At 44.9% G+C, this 21,491-nt stretch carries 20 protein-coding genes; 12 read left to right on the top strand and 8 right to left on the bottom strand.

The genetic code is table 11. The annotated features are described in order from the left end of the window. Positions 1-87: 87 nt before the first annotated feature. Complete coding sequence (locus N5E84_RS07610) at positions 88-972, bottom strand: D-hexose-6-phosphate mutarotase (protein WP_069212204.1); 885 nt, start codon at positions 970-972, stop codon at positions 88-90. 205 nt (positions 973-1,177) lie between these two features. On the opposite strand from N5E84_RS07610, the gene N5E84_RS07605 reads away from it, so the two are divergent. Continuing rightward, positions 1,178-2,485, top strand: a complete 1,308-nt coding sequence (locus tag N5E84_RS07605; RefSeq protein ID WP_029388402.1) for an IS4-like element ISVa16 family transposase — start codon at positions 1,178-1,180, stop codon at positions 2,483-2,485. Between the two features lie 65 nt (positions 2,486-2,550). On the opposite strand, the gene gap is transcribed toward N5E84_RS07605, so the two are convergent. Next, on the bottom strand, positions 2,551-3,546 hold the full coding sequence (gap, locus tag N5E84_RS07600; RefSeq protein ID WP_010317219.1) for a type I glyceraldehyde-3-phosphate dehydrogenase: 996 nt from the start codon (positions 3,544-3,546) through the stop codon (positions 2,551-2,553). Between the two features lie 337 nt (positions 3,547-3,883). Here gap and msrB point away from each other — a divergent pair, with 337 nt between their 5' ends. Further along, positions 3,884-4,288: a peptide-methionine (R)-S-oxide reductase MsrB gene (gene msrB, locus N5E84_RS07595; RefSeq protein WP_019282280.1), complete on the top strand. Its 405-nt coding sequence runs from the start codon at positions 3,884-3,886 to the stop codon at positions 4,286-4,288. 47 nt (positions 4,289-4,335) lie between these two features. Here the strand turns inward: msrB and N5E84_RS07590 are convergent, their stop codons facing one another. Continuing rightward, a complete protein-coding gene (locus tag N5E84_RS07590) occupies positions 4,336-5,160 on the bottom strand; it encodes a DUF2989 domain-containing protein (protein ID WP_013857227.1) in 825 nt (274 codons plus the stop codon). 101 nt (positions 5,161-5,261) lie between these two features. Between N5E84_RS07590 and N5E84_RS07585 the strand changes: the two genes are divergently transcribed. After that, positions 5,262-5,546: a YeaC family protein gene (locus N5E84_RS07585; protein ID WP_019282281.1), complete on the top strand. Its 285-nt coding sequence runs from the start codon at positions 5,262-5,264 to the stop codon at positions 5,544-5,546. 92 nt (positions 5,547-5,638) lie between these two features. Here N5E84_RS07585 and ansA read toward each other — a convergent pair whose 3' ends face one another. Then, entirely contained in the window at positions 5,639-6,652 is a 1,014-nt protein-coding gene (ansA, locus tag N5E84_RS07580) for an asparaginase (protein ID WP_017044568.1), read from the bottom strand. 120 nt (positions 6,653-6,772) lie between these two features. After that, positions 6,773-8,623 carry a signal peptide peptidase SppA gene (gene sppA / locus N5E84_RS07575; RefSeq protein ID WP_069212224.1) on the bottom strand — a complete coding sequence of 617 codons (1,851 nt, stop codon included), beginning with the start codon at positions 8,621-8,623 and terminating at the stop codon, positions 6,773-6,775. A gap of 212 nt (positions 8,624-8,835) precedes the next feature. Here sppA and N5E84_RS07570 point away from each other — a divergent pair, with 212 nt between their 5' ends. Beyond that, on the top strand, positions 8,836-10,839 hold the full coding sequence (locus N5E84_RS07570; RefSeq protein ID WP_019282282.1) for an NADPH-dependent 2,4-dienoyl-CoA reductase: 2,004 nt from the start codon (positions 8,836-8,838) through the stop codon (positions 10,837-10,839). 125 nt (positions 10,840-10,964) lie between these two features. Here the strand turns inward: N5E84_RS07570 and purU are convergent, their stop codons facing one another. Beyond that, positions 10,965-11,798, bottom strand: a complete 834-nt coding sequence (gene purU, locus N5E84_RS07565) for a formyltetrahydrofolate deformylase (protein WP_010317194.1) — start codon at positions 11,796-11,798, stop codon at positions 10,965-10,967. A gap of 187 nt (positions 11,799-11,985) precedes the next feature. Here purU and N5E84_RS07560 point away from each other — a divergent pair, with 187 nt between their 5' ends. From N5E84_RS07560 to rnd, 8 genes are all read left to right on the top strand, one after another. Then, positions 11,986-12,186, top strand: coding sequence for a hypothetical protein (locus N5E84_RS07560; RefSeq protein ID WP_013857222.1), 201 nt, complete (start codon positions 11,986-11,988; stop codon positions 12,184-12,186). A 94-nt stretch (positions 12,187-12,280) separates the two neighbouring features. Further along, entirely contained in the window at positions 12,281-14,224 is a 1,944-nt protein-coding gene (locus tag N5E84_RS07555; RefSeq protein ID WP_038148369.1) for an ATP-dependent DNA helicase, read from the top strand. A gap of 8 nt (positions 14,225-14,232) precedes the next feature. Further along, on the top strand, positions 14,233-14,934 hold the full coding sequence (tsaB, locus tag N5E84_RS07550; RefSeq protein WP_019283280.1) for a tRNA (adenosine(37)-N6)-threonylcarbamoyltransferase complex dimerization subunit type 1 TsaB: 702 nt from the start codon (positions 14,233-14,235) through the stop codon (positions 14,932-14,934). 53 nt (positions 14,935-14,987) lie between these two features. Beyond that, positions 14,988-15,293 carry a hypothetical protein gene (locus N5E84_RS07545; RefSeq protein WP_026028052.1) on the top strand — a complete coding sequence of 102 codons (306 nt, stop codon included), beginning with the start codon at positions 14,988-14,990 and terminating at the stop codon, positions 15,291-15,293. Between the two features lie 15 nt (positions 15,294-15,308). Next, complete coding sequence (locus N5E84_RS07540; protein WP_017047796.1) at positions 15,309-15,872, top strand: Slp family lipoprotein; 564 nt, start codon at positions 15,309-15,311, stop codon at positions 15,870-15,872. A gap of 2 nt (positions 15,873-15,874) precedes the next feature. Further along, positions 15,875-16,729, top strand: a complete 855-nt coding sequence (locus N5E84_RS07535; protein ID WP_019283279.1) for an alpha/beta fold hydrolase — start codon at positions 15,875-15,877, stop codon at positions 16,727-16,729. A gap of 102 nt (positions 16,730-16,831) precedes the next feature. After that, positions 16,832-18,526 carry a long-chain-fatty-acid--CoA ligase FadD gene (fadD, locus tag N5E84_RS07530; protein WP_026028639.1) on the top strand — a complete coding sequence of 565 codons (1,695 nt, stop codon included), beginning with the start codon at positions 16,832-16,834 and terminating at the stop codon, positions 18,524-18,526. A gap of 97 nt (positions 18,527-18,623) precedes the next feature. Then, complete coding sequence (rnd, locus tag N5E84_RS07525) at positions 18,624-19,742, top strand: ribonuclease D (protein WP_017044578.1); 1,119 nt, start codon at positions 18,624-18,626, stop codon at positions 19,740-19,742. Between the two features lie 51 nt (positions 19,743-19,793). Here rnd and N5E84_RS07520 read toward each other — a convergent pair whose 3' ends face one another. Continuing rightward, positions 19,794-21,101 carry an IS4-like element ISVa16 family transposase gene (locus N5E84_RS07520; RefSeq protein WP_029388402.1) on the bottom strand — a complete coding sequence of 436 codons (1,308 nt, stop codon included), beginning with the start codon at positions 21,099-21,101 and terminating at the stop codon, positions 19,794-19,796. Positions 21,102-21,224: 123 nt separating this feature from the next. After that, positions 21,225-21,491, bottom strand: a complete 267-nt coding sequence (minE, locus tag N5E84_RS07515) for a cell division topological specificity factor MinE (RefSeq protein WP_010317176.1) — start codon at positions 21,489-21,491, stop codon at positions 21,225-21,227.

The raw sequence follows: 21,491 nt of genomic DNA, 5'->3' as shown, positions 1-21,491 counted from the left end.
TTAGCGTCTGCGGCTAGAAATAAAAAGGACAGCGTGATTTCACTGCCCTCAGCATGAGTATGATGACGGAAAATTCGCCAAAAAAGCTTAGTTGGAAAAAACCGTCGTGACGAGCTGATGGCTTTCACCTGGTTGCAAGGTTTTTCCAGCGGATAAGCAAGGGGCATGCAGTGTAGATTCAACACACAGCATCGTTTGATAACCATCGTCAGGCATATCTGCCATTGATTGAGCGCCTTGAGCCCATGGGTTCCACAAGACGGCAGAGTTGTGCCCAGAGTTTTCAACCACTAACGTGCGATTCAAAACAGGATCTTGGACCTGAATTTGTGCTTCAGGCGCGGTATAGACGCGATCAATCGTATCGGTGAGGATGAGTGTTGAACCACCTTGACACATTTTTGCATCTTGTAAGCTGTCTATATATTCAACGCCCATACCTGTAGTAGTTATCTGGGTAATATTACCAACCTTGAGGTAGCTGTGCAGCGCTGCAGAAAACGTCCATGCTTTCTCATCCGTATTGGTCGTTTCTAAAGTGACTTTTAACTTGTCACCGATTTCAACATAAAGACGGGTTTGGAATTGAAATGGCCAAATAGCCAGTGTTTGGGGCGAATGGTCAAGCCCTAGCACGATAATGACGCCCTGCTCGTTTTCTCTATGTTCAATCAATGCCCATTCACTGGTGCGTGCGAAACCATGGGCTGGTGCAGCAATACGGCCAAACCATGGCCAACAAACAGGGATCCCGCCTCTTAGAGCGGCTTTACCGTCAAAAATGGCCGTGTCACTCATCCAAATGAGCTCATTTTGTCCTTTAGGAGTGAATGAGATGACATGGCCGCCATGCAGTGTAATTCCGGCGGTCGCTTTGTCATGAATAACGCGAACAATTTTAACGCCCTCTTTCTCAACGATGGTGACGTTGTCTGAAAGATAAGTCAGGGTAGGGAGAGATTGCAGATCCATAAATTCGATACCTCATACCATTCCTACCGGATAAATAAGTGAGGAACGGCTCGGATTGTCTAACGCAGTCCCATTAATGAAAGGGACAGATACTAAAAAGGCGACACAATGGCCTAATGCCGATCAGTTAAGGCCAAAGGGATCGGTTGAACGATCCTTCAGAGCTGTCAAAATCCAAGTGTATTTAATGCACTTGGATTTTTTTATGGATGTTTCCCAAGCTCTAAACATAATTAATGATTGGAAACCTAGCAACGTTGAGACTTTGTCTGACTTACTTCCAATTGACCTCATCAACGAAGCTTATTCTCTTACTGATACCGTCACGATGAGAAAGAGGAAATTAACTCTAGAATCCATGGTTTGGTTACTTGTTGGAATGGCTATCTATAACAATAAATCCATGAAAGACTTAGTTAACCAGCTTGATATTGTCGATCGTACGGGTAAAGCTTTTGTCGCACCGAGTGCGTTGACTCAACGTCGAAAGACGTTGGGTGAAGGCGCAATTAAAGCGGTCTTTGAGCAAATGACGACTTCATGGTTAAAAAGTGCAAAGTTACCCCAGTGGAATGGATTAACGCTTCTTGGCGTCGATGGAGTGGTTTGGCGCACGCCCGATAACCCGCAAAATGAAAATGCATTTTCTCGACAAAAAGGGACACAATATCCGCAAGTGAGAATGGTCTGCCAAATGGAACTAAGCAGTCATATTATCACGGCCAGTGCTTTTGATAACTACAATACAAACGAAATGGTATTAGCTGAAAAACTGATAGAAACAACACCGAATCATAGCGTGACAATGTTCGATAAGGGGTTCTATTCTTTAGGCTTATTACATAAATGGCAAGACTCTGGCTCAGAGCGCCATTGGCTTATTCCCCTCAAGAAAAATACACAATATGACATTGTTCAATCTTTAGGGCGAAATGACAAACTTGTTCAATTACACAGTAATCCAAGAGCTAGAAAGCGATGGTCTGATTTACCAAAGTCGATAACCGCTCGACTTGTCACTCGTAAAATTAAAGGAAAAGACTACCAAGTATTAACTTCTATGACAGATCCGCTGCGTTACCCATCAAAAGATATTACTGGTCTTTATGAGCATCGTTGGGAGATAGAGCTAGGCTACCGAGAGCAAAAACAATACATGCTTGGAAACCGTCTCACGCTGCGAAGTCGTTTGCCAGAGTTGGTAAAGCAGGAGTTATGGGGCATCTTACTTACTTACAATTTAATTCGATATCAGATGGTAGAGCTCTGCTTCAATTTAAAGGGAAACTACCTTCCTTATCAACTGAGTTTTAACGGCACATTAGCTCATGTATCTGCGTTACTTGTAGGCTTACCTTACTCAACACCAGGAGCAATACCTCGTCAGTTAAAGGGTTTTCACAACATGGCTGAAAGCTTAATACTTGAAGGGCGAAGGGAAAGAACATTCCCTAGAACAGTTAAGCCTAGACCACAACGGTATGCTAAGAACAAAAATGCCGTTCACTCTTAAGTGAACGGCATTAACACAATGGCCGCCTTTTTGTTCTCAACGAATTTCTTCGCTAAACACTACGATTATTTAGAAACGTGAGCGATTAGGTCTAGAACTTTGTTTGAGTAACCGATTTCGTTGTCGTACCAAGATACAACTTTAACGAATTTGTCAGTTAGTGCGATACCAGCTTTAGCATCGAATACAGATGTGTTGATCTCGCCGATGAAGTCTTGAGAAACAACTGCATCTTCAGTGTAACCTAGAACGCCAGCGAATTCGTTTTCAGAAGCGCGCTTCATTTCAGCACAAATTTCTGCGTAAGATGCTGGGTTTTGTAGGTTAACAGTTAGGTCAACTACAGAAACGTTCGCTGTAGGTACGCGGAAAGCCATACCAGTCAGTTTGCCGTTTAGTTCTGGGATTACAACGCCAACCGCTTTAGCTGCGCCAGTTGAAGATGGGATGATGTTTTGAGAAGCACCACGACCACCACGCCAGTCTTTCGCAGAAGGACCATCTACAGTTTTTTGAGTCGCTGTAGTTGCGTGAACAGTAGTCATAAGACCAGACTCGATGCCCCACTTGTCGTTAAGAACTTTAGCGATAGGTGCTAGGCAGTTTGTAGTACAAGAAGCGTTAGAAACGATGTCTTGGCCAGCGTAAGAAGCGTGGTTAACACCCATTACGAACATTGGAGTCGCGTCTTTTGAAGGACCAGTTAGAACAACTTTTTTCGCGCCAGCAGTGATGTGCTTACGAGCGGTTGCATCGTCTAGGAATAGACCTGTTGCTTCAGCAACCACGTCAACACCGATTGCATCCCATTTTAGATCTTCTGGGTTACGCTCAGCTGTTACACGTACAGTTTTGCCGTTTACAACTAGGTTGCCAGCTTCAACTTCAACAGTACCGTTGAAACGGCCATGAGTTGAGTCATACTTTAACATGTATGCCATATAATCTACGTCGATAAGGTCGTTAATACCTACAACTTCGATGTCGTTGCGCTCTTGCGCTGCACGGAATACGAAACGACCGATACGGCCAAAACCGTTAATACCTACTTTGATAGTCATTATAGTTGCTCCACAACTTAATTTCTGATTAAAGATAACTGGTAGTAAAATTACAGAATCCAGTAAATGTCTGCAACAGATAATCGGACTTAACTTGTTTAAAGTCAAAAAAAAGCGACGCTTTTTTTCACAATTAATCGTAAGTGATTAAATTTTAAACTTTATACCGCTTCTGTTTACTTTCAGTTGGCGTAAAATACTTTAGCCTTCTAAGGCAGTTAGAAATCACATACCTACCATTTCATGGTGAGAAAGTATGTGCTACAAAGAGTGGAGTATGCAAGTTTTTGGCATAAAAAGTACCAGTGCAATATTGAGAAGAAGGGAAGTTTTGTAAGTGAAATCGAAGATTGAGAATAATGTTAAGCCTGATGAATACTGGCGTGAAAGACTAACGGATGATGAGTTTTATGTTTGCCGTCAACGCGGTACAGAAGCCCCGTTTAGTGGCAAGTTATTACATAATCGTGACACAGGTGTGTACGCGTGTACCTGTTGCAGCAGCCCGTTATTTGTCTCCAACAATAAGTATGATTCGGGGTGTGGTTGGCCAAGTTTTGATGCACCGAACAATGATACTGCAATCCGCTATCTTGAAGATTTAACGCATGGAATGATTCGAACTGAGATCCGTTGTGCGGTGTGTGATAGCCATCTAGGGCATGTTTTTCCTGATGGACCTCAAACAACAGGTGAACGATTTTGTGTCAATTCAGTGTCGTTAATTTTCAACAAAAAGTGAAAAAGCGGTGAATTCATCACCGCTCTTTGTTTTATGATTACATTTTGTTAGTTGGCAAAGTCGAGAGGAATGAGCTCTGGTTTAAACTGTCCATTTTTGATCGCGTCAACGATTTTTTCGGCGATATCGTCGAGTGCATCAAATTTTTCTTGATCAAACCCGTACAGCAATTTGAGTTCTGTCTCTGAAGCAACCGGCACATTGAATGTTTTCCCTACCATCGCCCAAATGTAAGCTTTTTCTTTCTGTTTGAGAATTTGGTTGGTACTGGCAAGAGATTTGATAGCATCAAGGTTGATACTGCCTTTTGGGCTGAGTTCTAAGGTTCGATGGAGCAAATAGATTGCTTTTTCTCGATCCCGTTGAACATAAAAAGTAGCGAGAGCGTATTGCATTTCTGCTGTATCTAGCTCGGGTTTACCTTCACGTTGTAAGAATTTTCTTTGTGCACTTTTATCACCAATCTGACTCCAGAGAAAGTATAAGGTTTCCGCGGAGCTGGATGACTGAAGCTCTTTTTCAATCTGCTCTAAATCTTTCCCTGTATTGACGAGTGCTGAAAATCGACGTTGTTTCAGTTCCGTTTGATCAATAGCTTGAATTTGTGAAGCGAGCTCGAGACATTTTCGATAAGCTTGAACTAATCCGTATTCTTTAATCTTGTTGCTATCGCTTGGATTTTTAAGTACTTCAAATCGATGCCAGATGAGGTCCGTGCGTGGAACTCTACATTGCCCATCATTTATATTGAGCCTTTCACAGCGCAAATTAGGATTATCTGCACATAGCTTGTCGGTATCTCTGTTATTCTCAAAGCAGCCACTTATAAGAAGTGATAGGCTGAGAATCATGGGCACTTTTATCAAATTCATAATATTAGCTTGTGATCAAATACACTTATTTATTGGGCTTGTCTTGACTCAATATCATGGCAAGTTATGTTTGTGACGAATTCGTTAATTAAGGATAGACCATGGATGCCGATCAACTCATTAACGCCATCACCCCCGAAGCTTACAAGCGATTAATGCACGCTATTGAAACGGGTAAGTGGCCTGAAGGTACACCACTTTCACAAATACAGCGAGATTCATGCATGCAAGCTGTGATGTTGTATCAATCTAAGCATAATGTAGAAGCGGACCATATGACAGTTGCCGCTGGTGGAGAAATCAGTTTTAAGTCAAAAAATGAGCTTAAAAAGCGCTTTCAAAACGGACAAGACGATATTGTTCGAGTCAATCCAAACCACGAATGAGTCTATTTGACTTGTACAGAATACAAAAATCCCCAATTCATTGAGTTGGGGATTTTGTTAATGAGGGGAAAATATATTGTGGTTGTTTAAAGCTATAAGCTCATTTCACCACGTAATACTTCCTGCATTTTCTGCTTCACTTCTTCATAAGAAAGATTCTGGCTCAGTAAATAGTGAAGCTTGGCTAAAGCGGCTTCGGGTGTCATGTCGTAGCCGCTGATCACGCCTGCTTCTGCAAGTGCACAGCCAGTTGCGTAACCGCCCATGTTGACTTTACCTGCTAAGCACTGAGTTAAGTTCATGACGATCACGCCACGTTCTGAGGCTTCTTTTAAATGCGCTAATAGTTGCGCATTTTGAGGTGCATTGCCCACACCAAAAGTCAGCAAAATCATCGCGTTGACTGGCTGTAATAAGGTATTGCGGATCACTTCGTGAGAGATGCCAGGGTACATGGTAATCACACCGATCGGTTGTGGTGTAATGTTATGGACTCGGAAGGCTCCTTGCGGCTGTTCGCCAACTTTAACGTTACTGCTGATTTGAATATTGATCCCAGCTTCTAACAGCGGAGGAAGGTTCGGCGAGGTAAACGCATTAAAACCATCGGCGTGTGATTTGACACTGCGGTTACCCCGCATCAACTGATTATTGAAGAATAACGTCACTTCATTGATGGGGTAATTAGCGGCGATGTGCAACGCATTAAGTAAATTCGCTTGTCCGTCAGAGCGCAATTCGGCCAACGGAATTTGTGAGCCTGTCACAATGACGGGTTTACCCAAGTTTTCCAGCATGAAAGAGAGTGCCGATGCCGTGTAAGCCATGGTATCCGTACCATGTAAAATCACAAAGCCATCGTATTTGTCATAATTATCTCGAATATCGTTGGCGATTTGTTGCCAATCTTCAGGTGTCATGTCCGAGGAGTCAATCAGAGGGTCATATTCATGAATGGTGAACTCAGGCATTTCAGGGCGCTGAAATTCAGGCATACTTGCGAGTTGTTTTTCCATGAAGCCCGCAATAGGGACATAACCATGGTCGGATTTTAGCATGCCGATAGTACCGCCAGTGTAGGCGATGTAGATATGTTTTCTTGCCATAGCTAGAAATCACTCGTGTAGGGGAACAGAGCGGGGGATTATAGCGTATTCACTTAATATAAAAAGGGGCGCTCAACACAAAGCGCCCCAATGGTTTTTAGTCATTATAGATTGATATTGCTACTGAACTTGGCAGTTTAGGCAGAACGCATATTGCCCTTTCGGATCATTAAAATGGTTGAGTAAGCTGGCATCTTGCACCCATTGTTTTGCTACAGGTTGCAGCGACGCAGGCACTAGCGTTGATACATCAAAACCGAAGCGAACTTGCACTTGATTCATGATGTCTTGCAAGAATTGCTCAGCGGGTGAAAGGGGTTCTTCTACCCAATAAATATTGTAGGTCTCTAATTTTGCCAGTTGTGCTGCGAGCTTAATGGCATCATCAAAGTCACCCATTTGGTCGACTAAGCCATGAACCATGGCATCTTGTCCTGTCCATACGCGGCCTTGCGCGACCTGATCGACTTGTGCCAATGAAAGGCCACGGTTCTCTCCCACCAAACTGATGAAACGCTGGTAACCATGGTTAATGCCCAGTTGCAGAGCGTCGGCTACGCCTTTTGTTAGCCCTGTGGTGACACCGACACCAGAAAAAGGTGAGGTTCCTACGCCATCGGTATAAACCCCTAATTTATTGAGTCCTTTTTCGAATGTGGTGATAACACTAAAAATACCAATTGAACCGGTTAACGTGGTTGGCTGCGCGACAATTTTATCCGCACTCATTGAAATCCAATAACCGCCAGACGCTGCAAGGCTCGACATTGAGACGACAACCGGTTTGCCTGCGTCTTTTAACGCTTGAATTTCATTACGAATAACTTCGGAGGCAAAGGCACTGCCTCCTGGGCTGTCCACACGCAATACGACGGCTTTGACTTTATCATCGTTACGCGCTTGGCGAAGTAATGCGGCGGTGGTATCACCACCGACTGTGCCTCGTGGGTGATCTCCATCCATGATGGTACCACTAGCCACGATTACGGCTACATCGTCCATATCAGCGTTAAACTGTGGCCTAATGGTGGCTTGATATTCGTAGTAACCTACGGCGTTGTAGCTATCTTCTCCATTGCTGCCAAATGTTTCGGCGAGCGATAGGCGCATTTGTTGGCGAGTTGCCAATTCATCTACTAACCCTAATTTTAATGATAAAGCGGCGAGATCTCCCTCGGTCGCTTTTAATTGGGTCAGAAATTCATCCATTGATGGGTTTAACGTTTTCCCGTCAATCTTACGGTTAGTCGCTACGTCATCGACGTATGCTCCCCACAACTGCGTTAACCAGCGAGAGGCGGACTCTTTCGCCGCGTCGGACATATCGTCACGAATAAATGGCTCAATGGCTGATTTATAAGTACCGACACGGAAAACGTGCGTATTGACATCCAGCTTTTCCAGCAAAGTTTTGTAGTACATCGAATAGGCACTGTAGCCTTTCAGCATCACGGCGCCGTCCGGTGCCAAATAGACTTTATCGGCGTAGCTTGCCAAATAATATTGGCTTTGATTATAGAAATCTCCCACTGCGTAGATGGGTTTGCCCGTGGCTTTAAATTCGTTCAACGCTTTAGCAATGTAACGTAGCTTAGTGAGGTTGGTTTCAGGCATTTCTCCGAGAGCGAGCACAAGGCCTGTGATTTTCGTATCGTCTTTCGCATGGCGAATGGTCTCTACCACATCAAATAATACATTTTCTTTGGGCAAGTCTTTGCCAAAAAATGAACCAGTCATTGAATCCATCGGATTGATGTAAGAACTCTGTTCAACAATCGGTCCCGATAAGTTCATTACTAATGCGGACTCTTTTTCTATGGTAGGCAGGGGAGAATCGGCATGCACATACAAGAAATAAATCAGTGCAATACTGAGCAAAAAGAACAGGTTGGTTAAGGCTAAACGAATAAAGGTAATGATTTTCCAAAAACCTTTAAATATCAAACCGATAAATCGAAATAGTGATTTCATTGTTTCTCCACTGCGGCTATTCGCAAGCGTGTTTAAATGAATCAAGGGATTAACCTTGAGATATTAATGGCTTACATCCTACGTGATCTAGTATACCCAAACAACCGCAAGATTGATCGGTGTTACAAAAATGTAAACACTCGTTTGATTTTTTTTGTGGGCAATAATATTCTGGTCAGACCATAACGCATAATTATAAAAGTGAAGTCGCCATGTACCCACATCTGTTAGAGCCTTTGGATTTAGGATTTACTCAGTTACGCAACCGTGTATTGATGGGATCAATGCACACGGGATTAGAAGAGCACAAGGAAGGGCTCCATAAGCTGGCCGCTTTTTATGAAGAGCGTGCAAAAGGTGGGGTTGGGCTGATTGTGACGGGCGGGTTTTCGCCTAATTTGCGCGGTCGACTTCACCCTTTCAGTGCCGAATTTAGCAAGGCAAAACATGCGCGTGCACACCAAGTTGTAACTGAGGCAGTGCATCGCCAAGGTGGAAAAATCGCCTTGCAATTGCTGCACGCAGGCCGATACGCAATGCACCCTTTTGCTCAAAGTGCTTCGGCGATTAAAGCACCTATTGCGCGTTTTGCACCGAGTGAAATGAGTGCCCGTCAGATAAAAAAAACCATTGATGCCTTTGCCAGTAGTGCTGAATTAGCTCACCTTGCAGGATACGATGGTGTGGAAGTGATGGGCTCGGAAGGGTATTTGATCAACCAATTTATCTGTAAACGTACCAACATGCGTTACGACGATTGGGGCGGTAGTTACGAAAATCGTATCCGTTTACCCATTGAGATAGTGAAAGCGATTCGCGCAGTGGTTGGTAAAGAGTTCATCATCATTTTCCGTCTTTCAATGCTGGATTTAGTCGAAGAGGGCAGCACTTTTGAAGAGGTTTTAATGCTCGCTAAGGCACTTGAACAAGCTGGCGTGACCATTATCAATACAGGCATCGGTTGGCATGAAGCGCGCGTTCCAACGATAGCGACTCAAGTACCACGTGCTGCTTTTACTTGGGTAACGGAAAAAATCCGCCCACATCTTTCTGTGCCCGTCGTGACCTGTAATCGCATCAACACTCCAGAAGAAGCAGAAAAAATATTAGCAACGGGTCAAGCGGATATGGTGTCGATGGCGCGTCCGTTTCTTGCCGATCCAGAATTTGTTGCCAAAGCCGAGCAAGGAAAAGCCGCGCTGATCAATACGTGTATCGGCTGTAACCAAGCCTGTTTAGATAACGTATTTAAAGGTAAACGGGCCAGTTGCCTCGTCAACCCGCGGGCCTGCTATGAAACGGAAATGGTTATTCGCCCTGCGGCTCAGCCGAAAAAAATGGCGGTGATTGGCGCAGGTCCGGCGGGGCTTGCTTGCGCGACTACCTTGGCTGAGCGTGGGCATCATGTTGATCTGTTTGAAAAAAATGATCGCATTGGTGGCCAGTTCCGTTTGGCGATGCAAATTCCCGGCAAAGAAGAGTTTCGAGAAACCATTCGCTACTTTGCAAATCGTATTGATCAAACCGGTGTGCATCTGCATTTAGATACTGACGTCAATTTTGAGATGCTCGAACCGTACGATGAAGTAGTGATGGCGTCGGGTGTCGAGCCGAGAAAAGTAAAAATTGATGGTATTGATAACCTAGAAAAGGTGGTGGATTACCAAACGCTGATCCGTGAAAAAACACCCGTTGGCGAAAAAGTCGCGATTGTTGGTGCTGGCGGAATTGGTGTCGACGTCGCCACTATGTTGACTGAGCCGACAGAGCATACGCTTGATGATTGGCTGCATGATTGGGGCATCGATAAAGAGATTGCTTATCCCGGAGGTTTGTACCCATTTCCCGATTGTATGAGTGAGAAAACGGTATGGCTATTGCAGCGTCGCAAAGGACGAGTAGGTAAAGGCCCCGGTAAGACCACAGGTTGGATCCATAAACGCACCTTAGAAAAGCGTGGAGTGAATCTACTGGGTGGTGTCGGTTATGAAAAAATTGCCGCTGACGGTTTACATATCACGCTTGACGGTAATCCTTTGCTGTTAGACGCCGACAAAATTGTGATTTGTGCCGGGCAAGAATCGGTACGTCCTTTTGAAGATAAATGGGCATCATTGGGTGAGAAGATGCATGTGATTGGTGGTGCCGATTATGCTGGTGAGCTTGATGCTGTGCGTGCGATTCGTCAGGGGGTAGAGCTGGCGATCAAGTTATAATCTGTGGTCCAAGCTAGGTGGTGGTGTTATCGCTTGCAGTGATCAGCCAGCAATCGTAAAACAACAAAAGGCGCAAATCGCGCCTTTTGTCTTTGCTACGTTCGTGAAGAACAGTCTTGGCTTTGCTATAAAATGACCGTTTTGTTGCCATAAACAAAAACGTGATCGTTGATGACTTTGTTCAAGGCTTTACTCAGCACATTTTTCTCAACATCCCGTCCAGCTTGCGCCATGTTTTGCGCGCTGAATGTGTGATCAACAGGGATCACATCTTGTTTAATAATCGGGCCTTCATCTAAATCATTGGTGACAAAGTGCGCCGTCGCACCAATGATTTTCACACCGCGCTCGTACGCTTGCTGGTAAGGTTTTGCACCAATGAATGCCGGTAAAAAGCTGTGGTGAATATTAATAATTTTGTGATGGTACTTATCGACAAAACCAGGAGTGAGTACCCGCATGTATTTGGCGAGGACCAAATAGTCGGCGTGATATTGGTCCAGCACTTCCAACAATTTCTGCTCATGTTCCTCGCGGTTTAGCCCTTCATGAGAAACATGGTGATACGGGATATCAAACTTTTCGGTCAGATTTTGCAGCGTATCGTAATTGCCAATCACTGCAGCAATATCGACATCCAAGCTGCCATCATAATTCTTAATCAAAATATCGCCCAAGCAATGTGCTTCTTTAGTCACCAAAATAACGATGCGTTTGCGCGAAGAATCAATCAGTTTACGCTTTGCATGTGCAGGCAAGGCTTGGTCAAGGTCGGCTAGAAGGGTGGTGTCGTTAAAGTAGCCTTCCAATTCAGTACGCATAAAAAAGTGACCACTGATGTTATCAACATACTCATTGTTATGAATAATATTGAGTTGATGTTTATAACAAATGTTCGTGATTTTAGAGATAAGTCCGGGCGCATCACTACAATGAGTGAGCAGTGTTTTTCTTTCCATTATTAATTACTTCCGTGCATGATTTTTTTCGTTCTAAAAACTAATTCGTGAGCGTGTGAACGGTGAGGCGCCCCGCAATATAAGGGCTATAATTAATCTATTATTAAGTTGGTTTCAATATATAAACGGGTTCACCGTTAGGCTTTTACTAATTTTCTTCCTCACAGAGTGTCTTAAGGCGGTATTTATGGATAGAGAACTCCTCGCACGAAAGCTGTATATGGAAAGAGTGAGTGCATTGATGGGAGACCATCAAATTGACGAAATCATTTTGGAAGACATGTGGGAGAACCGAGCGTCACCCGCCGAGGCGGCAAAAGCAATGACCCAAACGGAGAATGGGTACGAAGGACCAGCTTGGTTATCTCGTTACCTCAATCGCAAATAGAACACACCTAACTGGCGCGGGTTGCACTTGGATTCGCGCCAGCTCATCAAACCTGACATAATGCCCCGCAACGAACACTTACCTCCACTTTTTGATGATTGCAAAAACCTTCTCTTCACAAGGCGCATTAGGCAAGGCCATTGCCGGTTTTCAAGCTCGACAAGCGCAAATTGACATGGCTGAAGCGGTCGCTAAGGCGATTGCCCAACAATCGCAATTAGTGGTTGAAGCAGGGACTGGTACAGGCAAAACCTTTGCGTATCTGGTGCCTGCGCTGCTCAGTGGTAAAAAAGTCATTATCAGTACGGGTTCTAAAAACCTACAAGAGCAGCTTTTTCATCGTGATTTACCCTTGATGATTGATGCGCTCGGTTTCTATGGCAATGTTGCGCTATTAAAAGGCCGAGCAAACTATCTGTGCCTTGATAGGCTAAGCCGCCAAATGGTGGAAAGCCACACCAACCAATCTGATCCACAGCTATTGACTCAATTGGTGAAAGTGCGTCGTTGGTCATCGGAAACCAAAAGTGGTGATTTAGGCGAATGTGAAGAGTTGCCTGAAGACAGTGCAGTCATTCCAACCATCACCTCAACCAACGACAATTGCCTTGGCAAAGAGTGCCCAAGTTACGTCGACTGTTTTGTCTCTAAAGCGCGCAAAAAGGCGATGGATGCCGACGTTGTCGTGGTCAACCATCACCTTTTTCTAGCCGATCTGGCGATCAAAGAAACCGGGTTTGGTGAGTTGATCCCCGAAGCCGAGGTCTTTATCTTCGACGAAGCGCATCAGTTACCGGATATCGCCAGCCAATATTTTGGTCAATCAGTCTCCAGTCGCCAAGTTCAAGAGCTGGCGAAAGATATTGAAATCGGCTATCGCACTGAAGCAAAAGATATGCGCCAATTGCAGAAAGTGGGCGATAAACTGGTGCAGTCAGCGATGGATTTACGCATTGTGTTGGGTGAACCCAGTTTTCGAGGCAACTGGCGTGAGGCGTTAGCTTCACCATCGATTTCGCGAGAATTAGCGCGTTTGCGAGACAGCTTAGATTTTGCTATCGATGTGTTAAAACTCGCGTTAGGTCGCAGCCAGTTATTGGATACCGCATTTGAGCGCGCCAACTTAATCAAAGGACGAATTGATCGAGTGTGTGATGTCTCTATTACTGGTTATTCCTATTGGTATGACACCACGCCGCGTCATTTTAGTTTACACATCACCCCACTTTCGGTGGCCGATAAATTTCACGAACAGGTGCAACAAAAGCAGGGCGCATGGATTTTCACCTCCGCTACTTTGGCCGTAAACGACGATTTTAGCCATTTCACTCAGCGCTTAGGATTAAAGCCCCAAGCTCAGTTTTCATTACCAAGCCCGTTTGACTATCAGCAGCAGGCGCGGCTGTGTGTGCCGCGCTATTTACCTGAACCCAATAGCCCAGGCCTTGCCGATAAATTGGTGCGTATTTTGTCGCCAGTGATTGAGCAAAACCAAGGCCGCTGCTTCTTTTTATGTACTTCCCACAGCATGATGCGCGAGTTAGGTGAACGTTTTCGAGAAGTGTTAACCGTGCCAGTGCTGATGCAAGGGGAAACGAGTAAACAAAAAACGTTGGCCGAATTTATGGAATTAGGTAATGCCTTATTGGTCGCGACAGGGGCGTTTTGGGAAGGGATAGATGTTAGAGGTGACGCATTAAGCTGTGTTATTATCGACAAACTTCCATTTACCGCACCGGATGATCCGCTGCTGAAAGCGCGAATTGAAGATTGCCGAATGCGCGGTGGAGATCCATTTGCGCAAGTACAACTACCCGATGCCGTCATCACCTTGAAACAAGGGGTCGGGCGTTTGATCCGCGATAAACATGACAAAGGTGTACTGATCATTTGTGATAACCGTTTAGTCACCCGTGACTACGGTGGGCTATTTCTTGCCAGTTTACCGCCCATTCCACGTACGCGGGATTTGGACAAAGTAAAAGATTTCTTAAGTCAAATTTCAGTCACGACACCCGTAACTATTAACAACAATTAGAGACAGTAATGAGCGCAAAGATCCTTGCCTTAGACACAGCAACAGAGAACTGTTCTGTTGCTTTAATGATGAACGGCAAACTGTACGTTCGCAGTGAAGTTGCCCCTCGCGATCACACCAAGAAAATTCTACCCATGGTGGATTCCGTCCTCAAAGAAGCGGGCATCACCTTACAGGAACTCGACGCGCTAGCCTTTGGCCGTGGTCCGGGCAGTTTTACCGGAGTACGGATTGGCATTGGAATTGCACAAGGTTTAGCATTCGGCGCTGATTTACCTATGATAGGTATTTCGACCCTGGCAGCGATGGCGCAAGGCAGCTATCGTTTACAGGGTTACCAGCAGGTGGCGTGTGCAATTGACGCCAGGATGAGTGAGATTTACTGGGGTCGTTATACACGTCAAGAAGATGGCTCTTGGCAAGAGATAGATGCAGAGTGCGTCATTGCTCCTAATACTCTTGCTGAGCAAATCAAAGCTGACAGCATCACTTGGGGCTGCGCTGGAACGGGTTGGGCGGCTTATAAAGAAGAGTTAGATACGTTGCCTATCTCGTGTCAAATGGGGGAAGTATTGTACCCAGATGCACAGGATATGGTGTTTCTTGCTCAGTACGAGTTTGCCAAAGGAAACACGCTAGCGGTGGAAGAGTCGAGCCCTGTTTACCTGCGTGATAACGTGGCTTGGAAGAAGTTACCGGGCCGAGAATAATCAGTGAAAGGCAAGGCGTTGCATTCGTCTTGCTCTAATTGAATAGGAACAGTATGGTTTCAATTAATGGTTTACCTCCTGCGATAGTGCCCGGTAGCAATAGGGCTAATCGCGCAAATAAGAACAATGGGGTAAAGAAAGGCGATGCCAAAACCGGAGTAGGCCAACCTACTAAGGTGGCGAATGCTGTTTCTCATTCAATTCGTCATGTCGATCCATCAGAGATTCATCGGGCTAATCTGGAATACGATCTTCCTGAAGGTCGATCAAGAAAGGCGATGGAAGAGTACATGGACGTGATGAACCAAGCAAAAAAAGAGGAACTTGCTCAACTGCTTGGAGTCGATATCTACATCTAATCCAACAAGGTCATTATGATGCGATCTTTTTCCACTTCTAAAACGCTACTATTGTTATCGTCCACATTGCTGCTTGGTGCATGCTCAAGCTTACCGGATGATCTTCGTGCCAGTAGTGATGCCGTGATCACCGATTACGCCACTTGGGTCAATACGCCAACCAATGAGCAAGATGAAGTCCGGCTGGGCGGCGTCATCGCCAGTGTGACTAATTTGGCGGATAAAACACGGATTGAAATAGTCAATTTGCCGATTAGCTCATCAGGCCGACCTGATATCGACCGCGAACCGCAAGGGCGTTTTGTTGGCTATGTTGACGGGTTTGTTGACCCAGTGGCTTATGCGAAAGATCGTTTGGTGACGCTAGTGGGAACCAGCCTTGCTCCAGAAAAGGCCAAAGTGGGTGAGTTTGAATACACTTTCCCAACCATGGCCGTAAAAGGACTACATTTGTGGCGAGTTGAAGAAAGAGTGGTCGTGAATGATCTCGGTACTTATATGTACCCTTGCCACAGCTTATATTGTCGGCAAATGTACATTGGTGCTCGTGAAGGGCGCGTGGTACAAGAAGTGAAATAGCGATGCAACAAAAACAGTACTCTCTTGCGCAAGGAATGATTGCGACTCAAGAGTTGGGAAACGCACAAACGGCCGACTTATCGGTCGTTTTTTTGCATGGTTGGTTAGATAATTCATCCAGTTTTCTTACCGTTATCAAAGCGTTAAGTCACCTTAATCCACAGTTACACCTTTGCGCAATCGATTTACCGGGACATGGCCTTTCAAGCCATAAAGCCGACGGTCATTTTTACCCATTTCATGACTATATTGATGATATTTACTCATTTTTGCTCAACTTATCGCCAAACAGGTTAGTGATCGTAGGGCATTCCCTTGGTGCTTTAATCGCAAGTTGCTATAGTGCCGCCTTTCCTGAGCAAGTCGCAGGATTAGTTCAAATCGAAGGAATTGCTCCATTGGCTGAATCGCCACTAGAGAGTGTGGCCAGGCTGCGCAATGGCGTACTCAGCCGCCAGCGGATCCGGCGTAAGCCTCGTCGTAGGTTACCGAACTTAGAATACGCTGTTGCTCGCCGAGCCGAAGTCAACCAGTTAGAAGCAGCACTGATCCAACCCATCGTTATTCGAGGTGTTGAGCGGCGCAATGACGAGTGGTATTGGCGTCATGACCCACAGTTAAACAGCGATTCCTTGTATCGCATGTCGTATGAGCATGCTCAGCACATAATGGCGCACATCCAATGCCCACAACGTGTGATTCTCGGTACACACGGTTTTTCTGAGTTACGAGCCGCTCGAGGCTATTTCGCCGATGATCGGCAAGAGATGTTCACTATTTCTGGTGGTCATCATTGCCATCTTGAGCAACCTTCGCAAGTCGCTGAACTAATTTTTGGCTTAGTTAACAAAATTTAAACAAGTGTTTGAGTGTTTCGTGCTCAAGCGCTTTGGCTGTGCTGTAATAGCGCACATAAAAATATCGCCGTAGAGCAGCCGCCAATAACGAGGAGTATTACCGTGGAGAAACCTTGGCTTTCACGCTATCCAACTGACGTACCTGAATTCATCAACCCTGATCAGTACCTCTCTTTGGTCGAAATGTTTGAGCAATCGGTTCATAAATATGCCGATCAACCAGCCTTTATGAATATGGGTTCGGTCATGACTTTTCGTAAACTGGAAGAGCGCAGCCGAGCATTTGCCGCCTATTTGCAAAATGAGCTAAAGCTGAAAAAAGGTGATCGTGTCGCCTTAATGATGCCTAACCTATTGCAGTATCCGGTCGCGTTATTTGGCGTATTACGAGCCGGGTTGATTGCGGTAAATGTTAACCCGTTGTACACCCCGCGAGAGCTTGAACATCAACTGAATGACGCCGATGCAAAGGCGATCGTCATCGTCTCGAATTTTGCCAATACCTTAGAGCAAATTGTTGAAAATACCTCGGTAAAACATGTGGTATTGACCAGCCTTGGACAGATGTTACCTAGAGCAAAAGGGACGTTGGTTGATTTCGTTGTGAAATATGTGAAAGGGATGGTGCCAAAATATGACTTACCAGGTGCCATTTCCATGCGTAAGGCGTTGCACAAAGGTCGCCGTTTACAGTATGTGAAGCCTTTTATGTCTGGCGACGACATTGCATTTTTACAATATACCGGTGGTACAACCGGTGTGGCAAAAGGGGCAATTCTGACCCACCGCAACATGATTGCGAATGTGCTCCAAGCAAAAGGAGCATATGGTCCAGTATTGGCCGAAGGCCGCGAACTGGTTGTGACGGCATTACCGCTTTATCACGTATTTGCACTGACCGTAAACTGTTTACTGTTCGTCGAAATGGGTGGGCGTAACCTATTGATTACTAATCCACGCGATATTCCAGGCTTTGTCAAAGAGTTGCAAAAGTACCCATTTACTGCCATTACGGGGGTGAATACGCTGTTTAATGCGTTGGTCAACAACGAAGATTTCCATGAACTTGATTTCAAAAATCTTAAGCTTTCTGTTGGTGGTGGCATGGCGGTACAGCGCGCGGTGGCCGATCAGTGGAAAAAAGTGACGGGTATCCACCTGCTTGAAGGTTACGGTTTGACTGAATGTGCACCACTGGTGACAGGTAATCCTTATGATTTAAGTGATTATTCGGGAGCCATTGGTTTACCCGTACCTTCAACCGAAGTGCGTATCGTTGATGATGAAGGCAAAGTGTTGGCTTATGATCAAGTCGGTGAGTTGCAAGTGCGTGGCCCACAAGTGATGCAAGGTTATTGGCAAAGACCGGAAGCGACGAAAGAAGTGATTGATGCCGATGGTTGGCTCTCTACAGGCGATATCGTCAAGTTTGATGAGCAAGGAATGGTCTATATTGTCGATCGCAAGAAAGACATGATTTTAGTCTCTGGATTCAACGTCTATCCTAATGAGATTGAAGATGTGGTTGCACTGCATGGCAAAGTATTAGAAGTGGCCGCTATCGGCCAGCCTCATGAAGTGTCTGGTGAAATCGTCAAGATTTATGTGGTTAAGCGTGATCCGAGCTTAACCAAAGATGAAATCATTGCCCATTGCCGTAAACATTTGACTGGCTATAAAGTGCCTAAGTTGATTGAGTTTAGGGAAGATTTACCAAAAAGTAATGTGGGTAAAATTTTACGCCGCGTACTTCGTGAAGAAAATGATGCGGCAATTGAACAAACAAAACGTGCCTAAGCATCAAGTCAGTATGAAAAAATAGTGCTAGAATGCCGACTCAAACCGTCGGCATTTTTATGTCCCCTCTAGTAGGGTTGCCCAAAGTGAGCCATTAGTGAACTACCAAATAATTACCCAGCCTAACGACCTACAACGTGTATGCCTTGCCGCGCGAGATGCCGATGTGGTGATGCTCGATACCGAGTTTGTCCGAGTGCGTACCTTTTACCCACAGCTCGGATTGATCCAGCTTTATGATGGTGAAAACCTTTCTTTAATCGACCCACTTGCCTTTGATGACATGGCCCCTTTTGTCGAGCTACTGCAAGACACCTCCGTGCTCAAAGTGCTGCATGCGTGTGGTGAAGATCTCGAAGTGTTTCATAATGCATTTGGCTGCACACCGTTTCCAATGGTCGACACACAAGTAATGGCGGCCTTTCTCGGTCATGGACTGTCTACCGGATTTGCCGCATTGGTCAATGAATTCTTAGGGATTGAAATTGATAAAAGTGAATCGCGTACTGATTGGTTAGCAAGGCCTTTATCGCAAAAGCAGTTGGATTACGCTGCCGCCGATGTGTTTTATTTGCTGCCGATTTACGAGAAATTACTCGATAAAGTGACGCAGGCGGGCTGGTGGCAAGCGGCGCAGCAAGAATCTGAACTATTGAGCGTCAAACGCATTAAACAGACTAATCCCGATTTGGCCTATTTGGATATCAAAGGGGCATGGCAACTAACACCGCAAGAATTAGCGATTCTCAAACCCTTAGCTACTTGGCGCTACGAAGAGGCGGTACGCCGTGATTTGGCGCTCAATTTTGTGGTCAAAGAGACAGATTTGCTGACTATCGCTCGTTTGGGATTGACGAGTGCAAGCCGTATGATTGATGAAGGGGCCGATCCGAGATCGATTCAACGTCACAGTGCCAAAATCATTGCATTGGTGAAAGCGGGCCAGCAGACTCCGGCTGATCAATACCCACCTAAAATCGACCCTTTGATGGACTATCCCGGCTATAAACAGTTGTTTAAACGGTTGAAAGATGAAGTTAAATCAGTGTCTCAAACCACGGGTTTAGCGACTGAATTTTTAGCCTCTAAAAAACAGCTCAACCAGCTATTGAGTTGGGTGTGGAAGAAAGAGAGAGATCCCGCGCAATTGCCGGATGTGATGCAGAGCTGGCGCTTACCTATTCTCGGTGAACGGCTCAACAAATTGGTTGAGTAAAATTGGTTAGTAAAGAGAAAGAGCCTGCAATTTTGCAGTAATGCCGTTCACTTAAGAGTGAACGGCATTTTTGTTCTTAGCATACCGTTGTGGTCTAGGCTTAACTGTTCTAGGGAATGTTCTTTCCCTTCGCCCTTCAAGTATTAAGCTTTCAGCCATGTTGTGAAAACCCTTTAACTGACGAGGTATTGCTCCTGGTGTTGAGTAAGGTAAGCCTACAAGTAACGCAGATACATGAGCTAATGTGCCGTTAAAACTCAGTTGATAAGGAAGGTAGTTTCCCTTTAAATTGAAGCAGAGCTCTACCATCTGATATCGAATTAAATTGTAAGTAAGTAAGATGCCCCATAACTCCTGCTTTACCAACTCTGGCAAACGACTTCGCAGCGTGAGACGGTTTCCAAGCATGTATTGTTTTTGCTCTCGGTAGCCTAGCTCTATCTCCCAACGATGCTCATAAAGACCAGTAATATCTTTTGATGGGTAACGCAGCGGATCTGTCATAGAAGTTAATACTTGGTAGTCTTTTCCTTTAATTTTACGAGTGACAAGTCGAGCGGTTATCGACTTTGGTAAATCAGACCATCGCTTTCTAGCTCTTGGATTACTGTGTAATTGAACAAGTTTGTCATTTCGCCCTAAAGATTGAACAATGTCATATTGTGTATTTTTCTTGAGGGGAATAAGCCAATGGCGCTCTGAGCCAGAGTCTTGCCATTTATGTAATAAGCCTAAAGAATAGAACCCCTTATCGAACATTGTCACGCTATGATTCGGTGTTGTTTCTATCAGTTTTTCAGCTAATACCATTTCGTTTGTATTGTAGTTATCAAAAGCACTGGCCGTGATAATATGACTGCTTAGTTCCATTTGGCAGACCATTCTCACTTGCGGATATTGTGTCCCTTTTTGTCGAGAAAATGCATTTTCATTTTGCGGGTTATCGGGCGTGCGCCAAACCACTCCATCGACGCCAAGAAGCGTTAATCCATTCCACTGGGGTAACTTTGCACTTTTTAACCATGAAGTCGTCATTTGCTCAAAGACCGCTTTAATTGCGCCTTCACCCAACGTCTTTCGACGTTGAGTCAACGCACTCGGTGCGACAAAAGCTTTACCCGTACGATCGACAATATCAAGCTGGTTAACTAAGTCTTTCATGGATTTATTGTTATAGATAGCCATTCCAACAAGTAACCAAACCATGGATTCTAGAGTTAATTTCCTCTTTCTCATCGTGACGGTATCAGTAAGAGAATAAGCTTCGTTGATGAGGTCAATTGGAAGTAAGTCAGACAAAGTCTCAACGTTGCTAGGTTTCCAATCATTAATTATGTTTAGAGCTTGGGAAACATCCATAAAAAAATCCAAGTGCATTAAATACACTTGGATTTTGACAGCTCTGAAGGATCGTTCAACCGATCCCTTTGGCCTTAACTGATCGGCATTACTGCAATTTTGCAGGCTCTTTTATCATAAGGATTACTTTTCTTCGTCTGGCAGTTTCACGTTCAATTCCAGCACAGAGATATCATCATCTTTGTGCTCAAAAGAGACTTCAACCATCGAAGGGTCAACCGCGACGTATTTGGCGATCACCTTGAGAATGTCTTCTTTCAATTGAGGCAAATAGGTCGGTGCAGGGTCATTTTCACTACGACGTTCGGCGACGATAATTTGCAAACGCTCTTTGGCAAGGCTTGCTGAGGTCGTTTTCTTTTGTGGTCGGAAAAACTCAAGTAGAGACAT

This window comes from Vibrio sp. J502, assembly GCF_025397955.1.
GTDB lineage: Bacteria > Pseudomonadota > Gammaproteobacteria > Enterobacterales > Vibrionaceae > Vibrio > Vibrio anguillarum.
Note: the sequence above shows the minus strand (reverse complement) of the source record. Positions and strands in the feature narration are given on the sequence as shown.

Excerpts from the sequence above, each read along its gene's own strand:
- N5E84_RS07590 (WP_013857227.1), bottom strand. The coding sequence starts at position 5,160 with ATGAATTTGATAAAAGTGCCCATGATTCTCAGCCTATCACTTCTTATA.
- N5E84_RS07520 (WP_029388402.1), bottom strand. The coding sequence starts at position 21,101 with ATGGATGTTTCCCAAGCTCTAAACATAATTAATGATTGGAAACCTAGC.
- tsaB (WP_019283280.1), top strand. The coding sequence starts at position 14,233 with ATGAGCGCAAAGATCCTTGCCTTAGACACAGCAACAGAGAACTGTTCT.
- N5E84_RS07610 (WP_069212204.1), bottom strand. The coding sequence starts at position 972 with ATGGATCTGCAATCTCTCCCTACCCTGACTTATCTTTCAGACAACGTC.
- ansA (WP_017044568.1), bottom strand. The coding sequence starts at position 6,652 with ATGGCAAGAAAACATATCTACATCGCCTACACTGGCGGTACTATCGGC.
- sppA (WP_069212224.1), bottom strand. The coding sequence starts at position 8,623 with ATGAAATCACTATTTCGATTTATCGGTTTGATATTTAAAGGTTTTTGG.
- gap (WP_010317219.1), bottom strand. The coding sequence starts at position 3,546 with ATGACTATCAAAGTAGGTATTAACGGTTTTGGCCGTATCGGTCGTTTC.
- N5E84_RS07535 (WP_019283279.1), top strand. The coding sequence starts at position 15,875 with ATGCAACAAAAACAGTACTCTCTTGCGCAAGGAATGATTGCGACTCAA.
- N5E84_RS07570 (WP_019282282.1), top strand. The coding sequence starts at position 8,836 with ATGTACCCACATCTGTTAGAGCCTTTGGATTTAGGATTTACTCAGTTA.
- N5E84_RS07605 (WP_029388402.1), top strand. The coding sequence starts at position 1,178 with ATGGATGTTTCCCAAGCTCTAAACATAATTAATGATTGGAAACCTAGC.
- minE (WP_010317176.1), bottom strand. The coding sequence starts at position 21,491 with ATGTCTCTACTTGAGTTTTTCCGACCACAAAAGAAAACGACCTCAGCA.
- purU (WP_010317194.1), bottom strand. The coding sequence starts at position 11,798 with ATGGAAAGAAAAACACTGCTCACTCATTGTAGTGATGCGCCCGGACTT.
- N5E84_RS07585 (WP_019282281.1), top strand. The coding sequence starts at position 5,262 with ATGGATGCCGATCAACTCATTAACGCCATCACCCCCGAAGCTTACAAG.
- N5E84_RS07540 (WP_017047796.1), top strand. The coding sequence starts at position 15,309 with ATGATGCGATCTTTTTCCACTTCTAAAACGCTACTATTGTTATCGTCC.
- N5E84_RS07545 (WP_026028052.1), top strand. The coding sequence starts at position 14,988 with ATGGTTTCAATTAATGGTTTACCTCCTGCGATAGTGCCCGGTAGCAAT.
- N5E84_RS07555 (WP_038148369.1), top strand. The coding sequence starts at position 12,281 with ATGATTGCAAAAACCTTCTCTTCACAAGGCGCATTAGGCAAGGCCATT.
- N5E84_RS07560 (WP_013857222.1), top strand. The coding sequence starts at position 11,986 with ATGGATAGAGAACTCCTCGCACGAAAGCTGTATATGGAAAGAGTGAGT.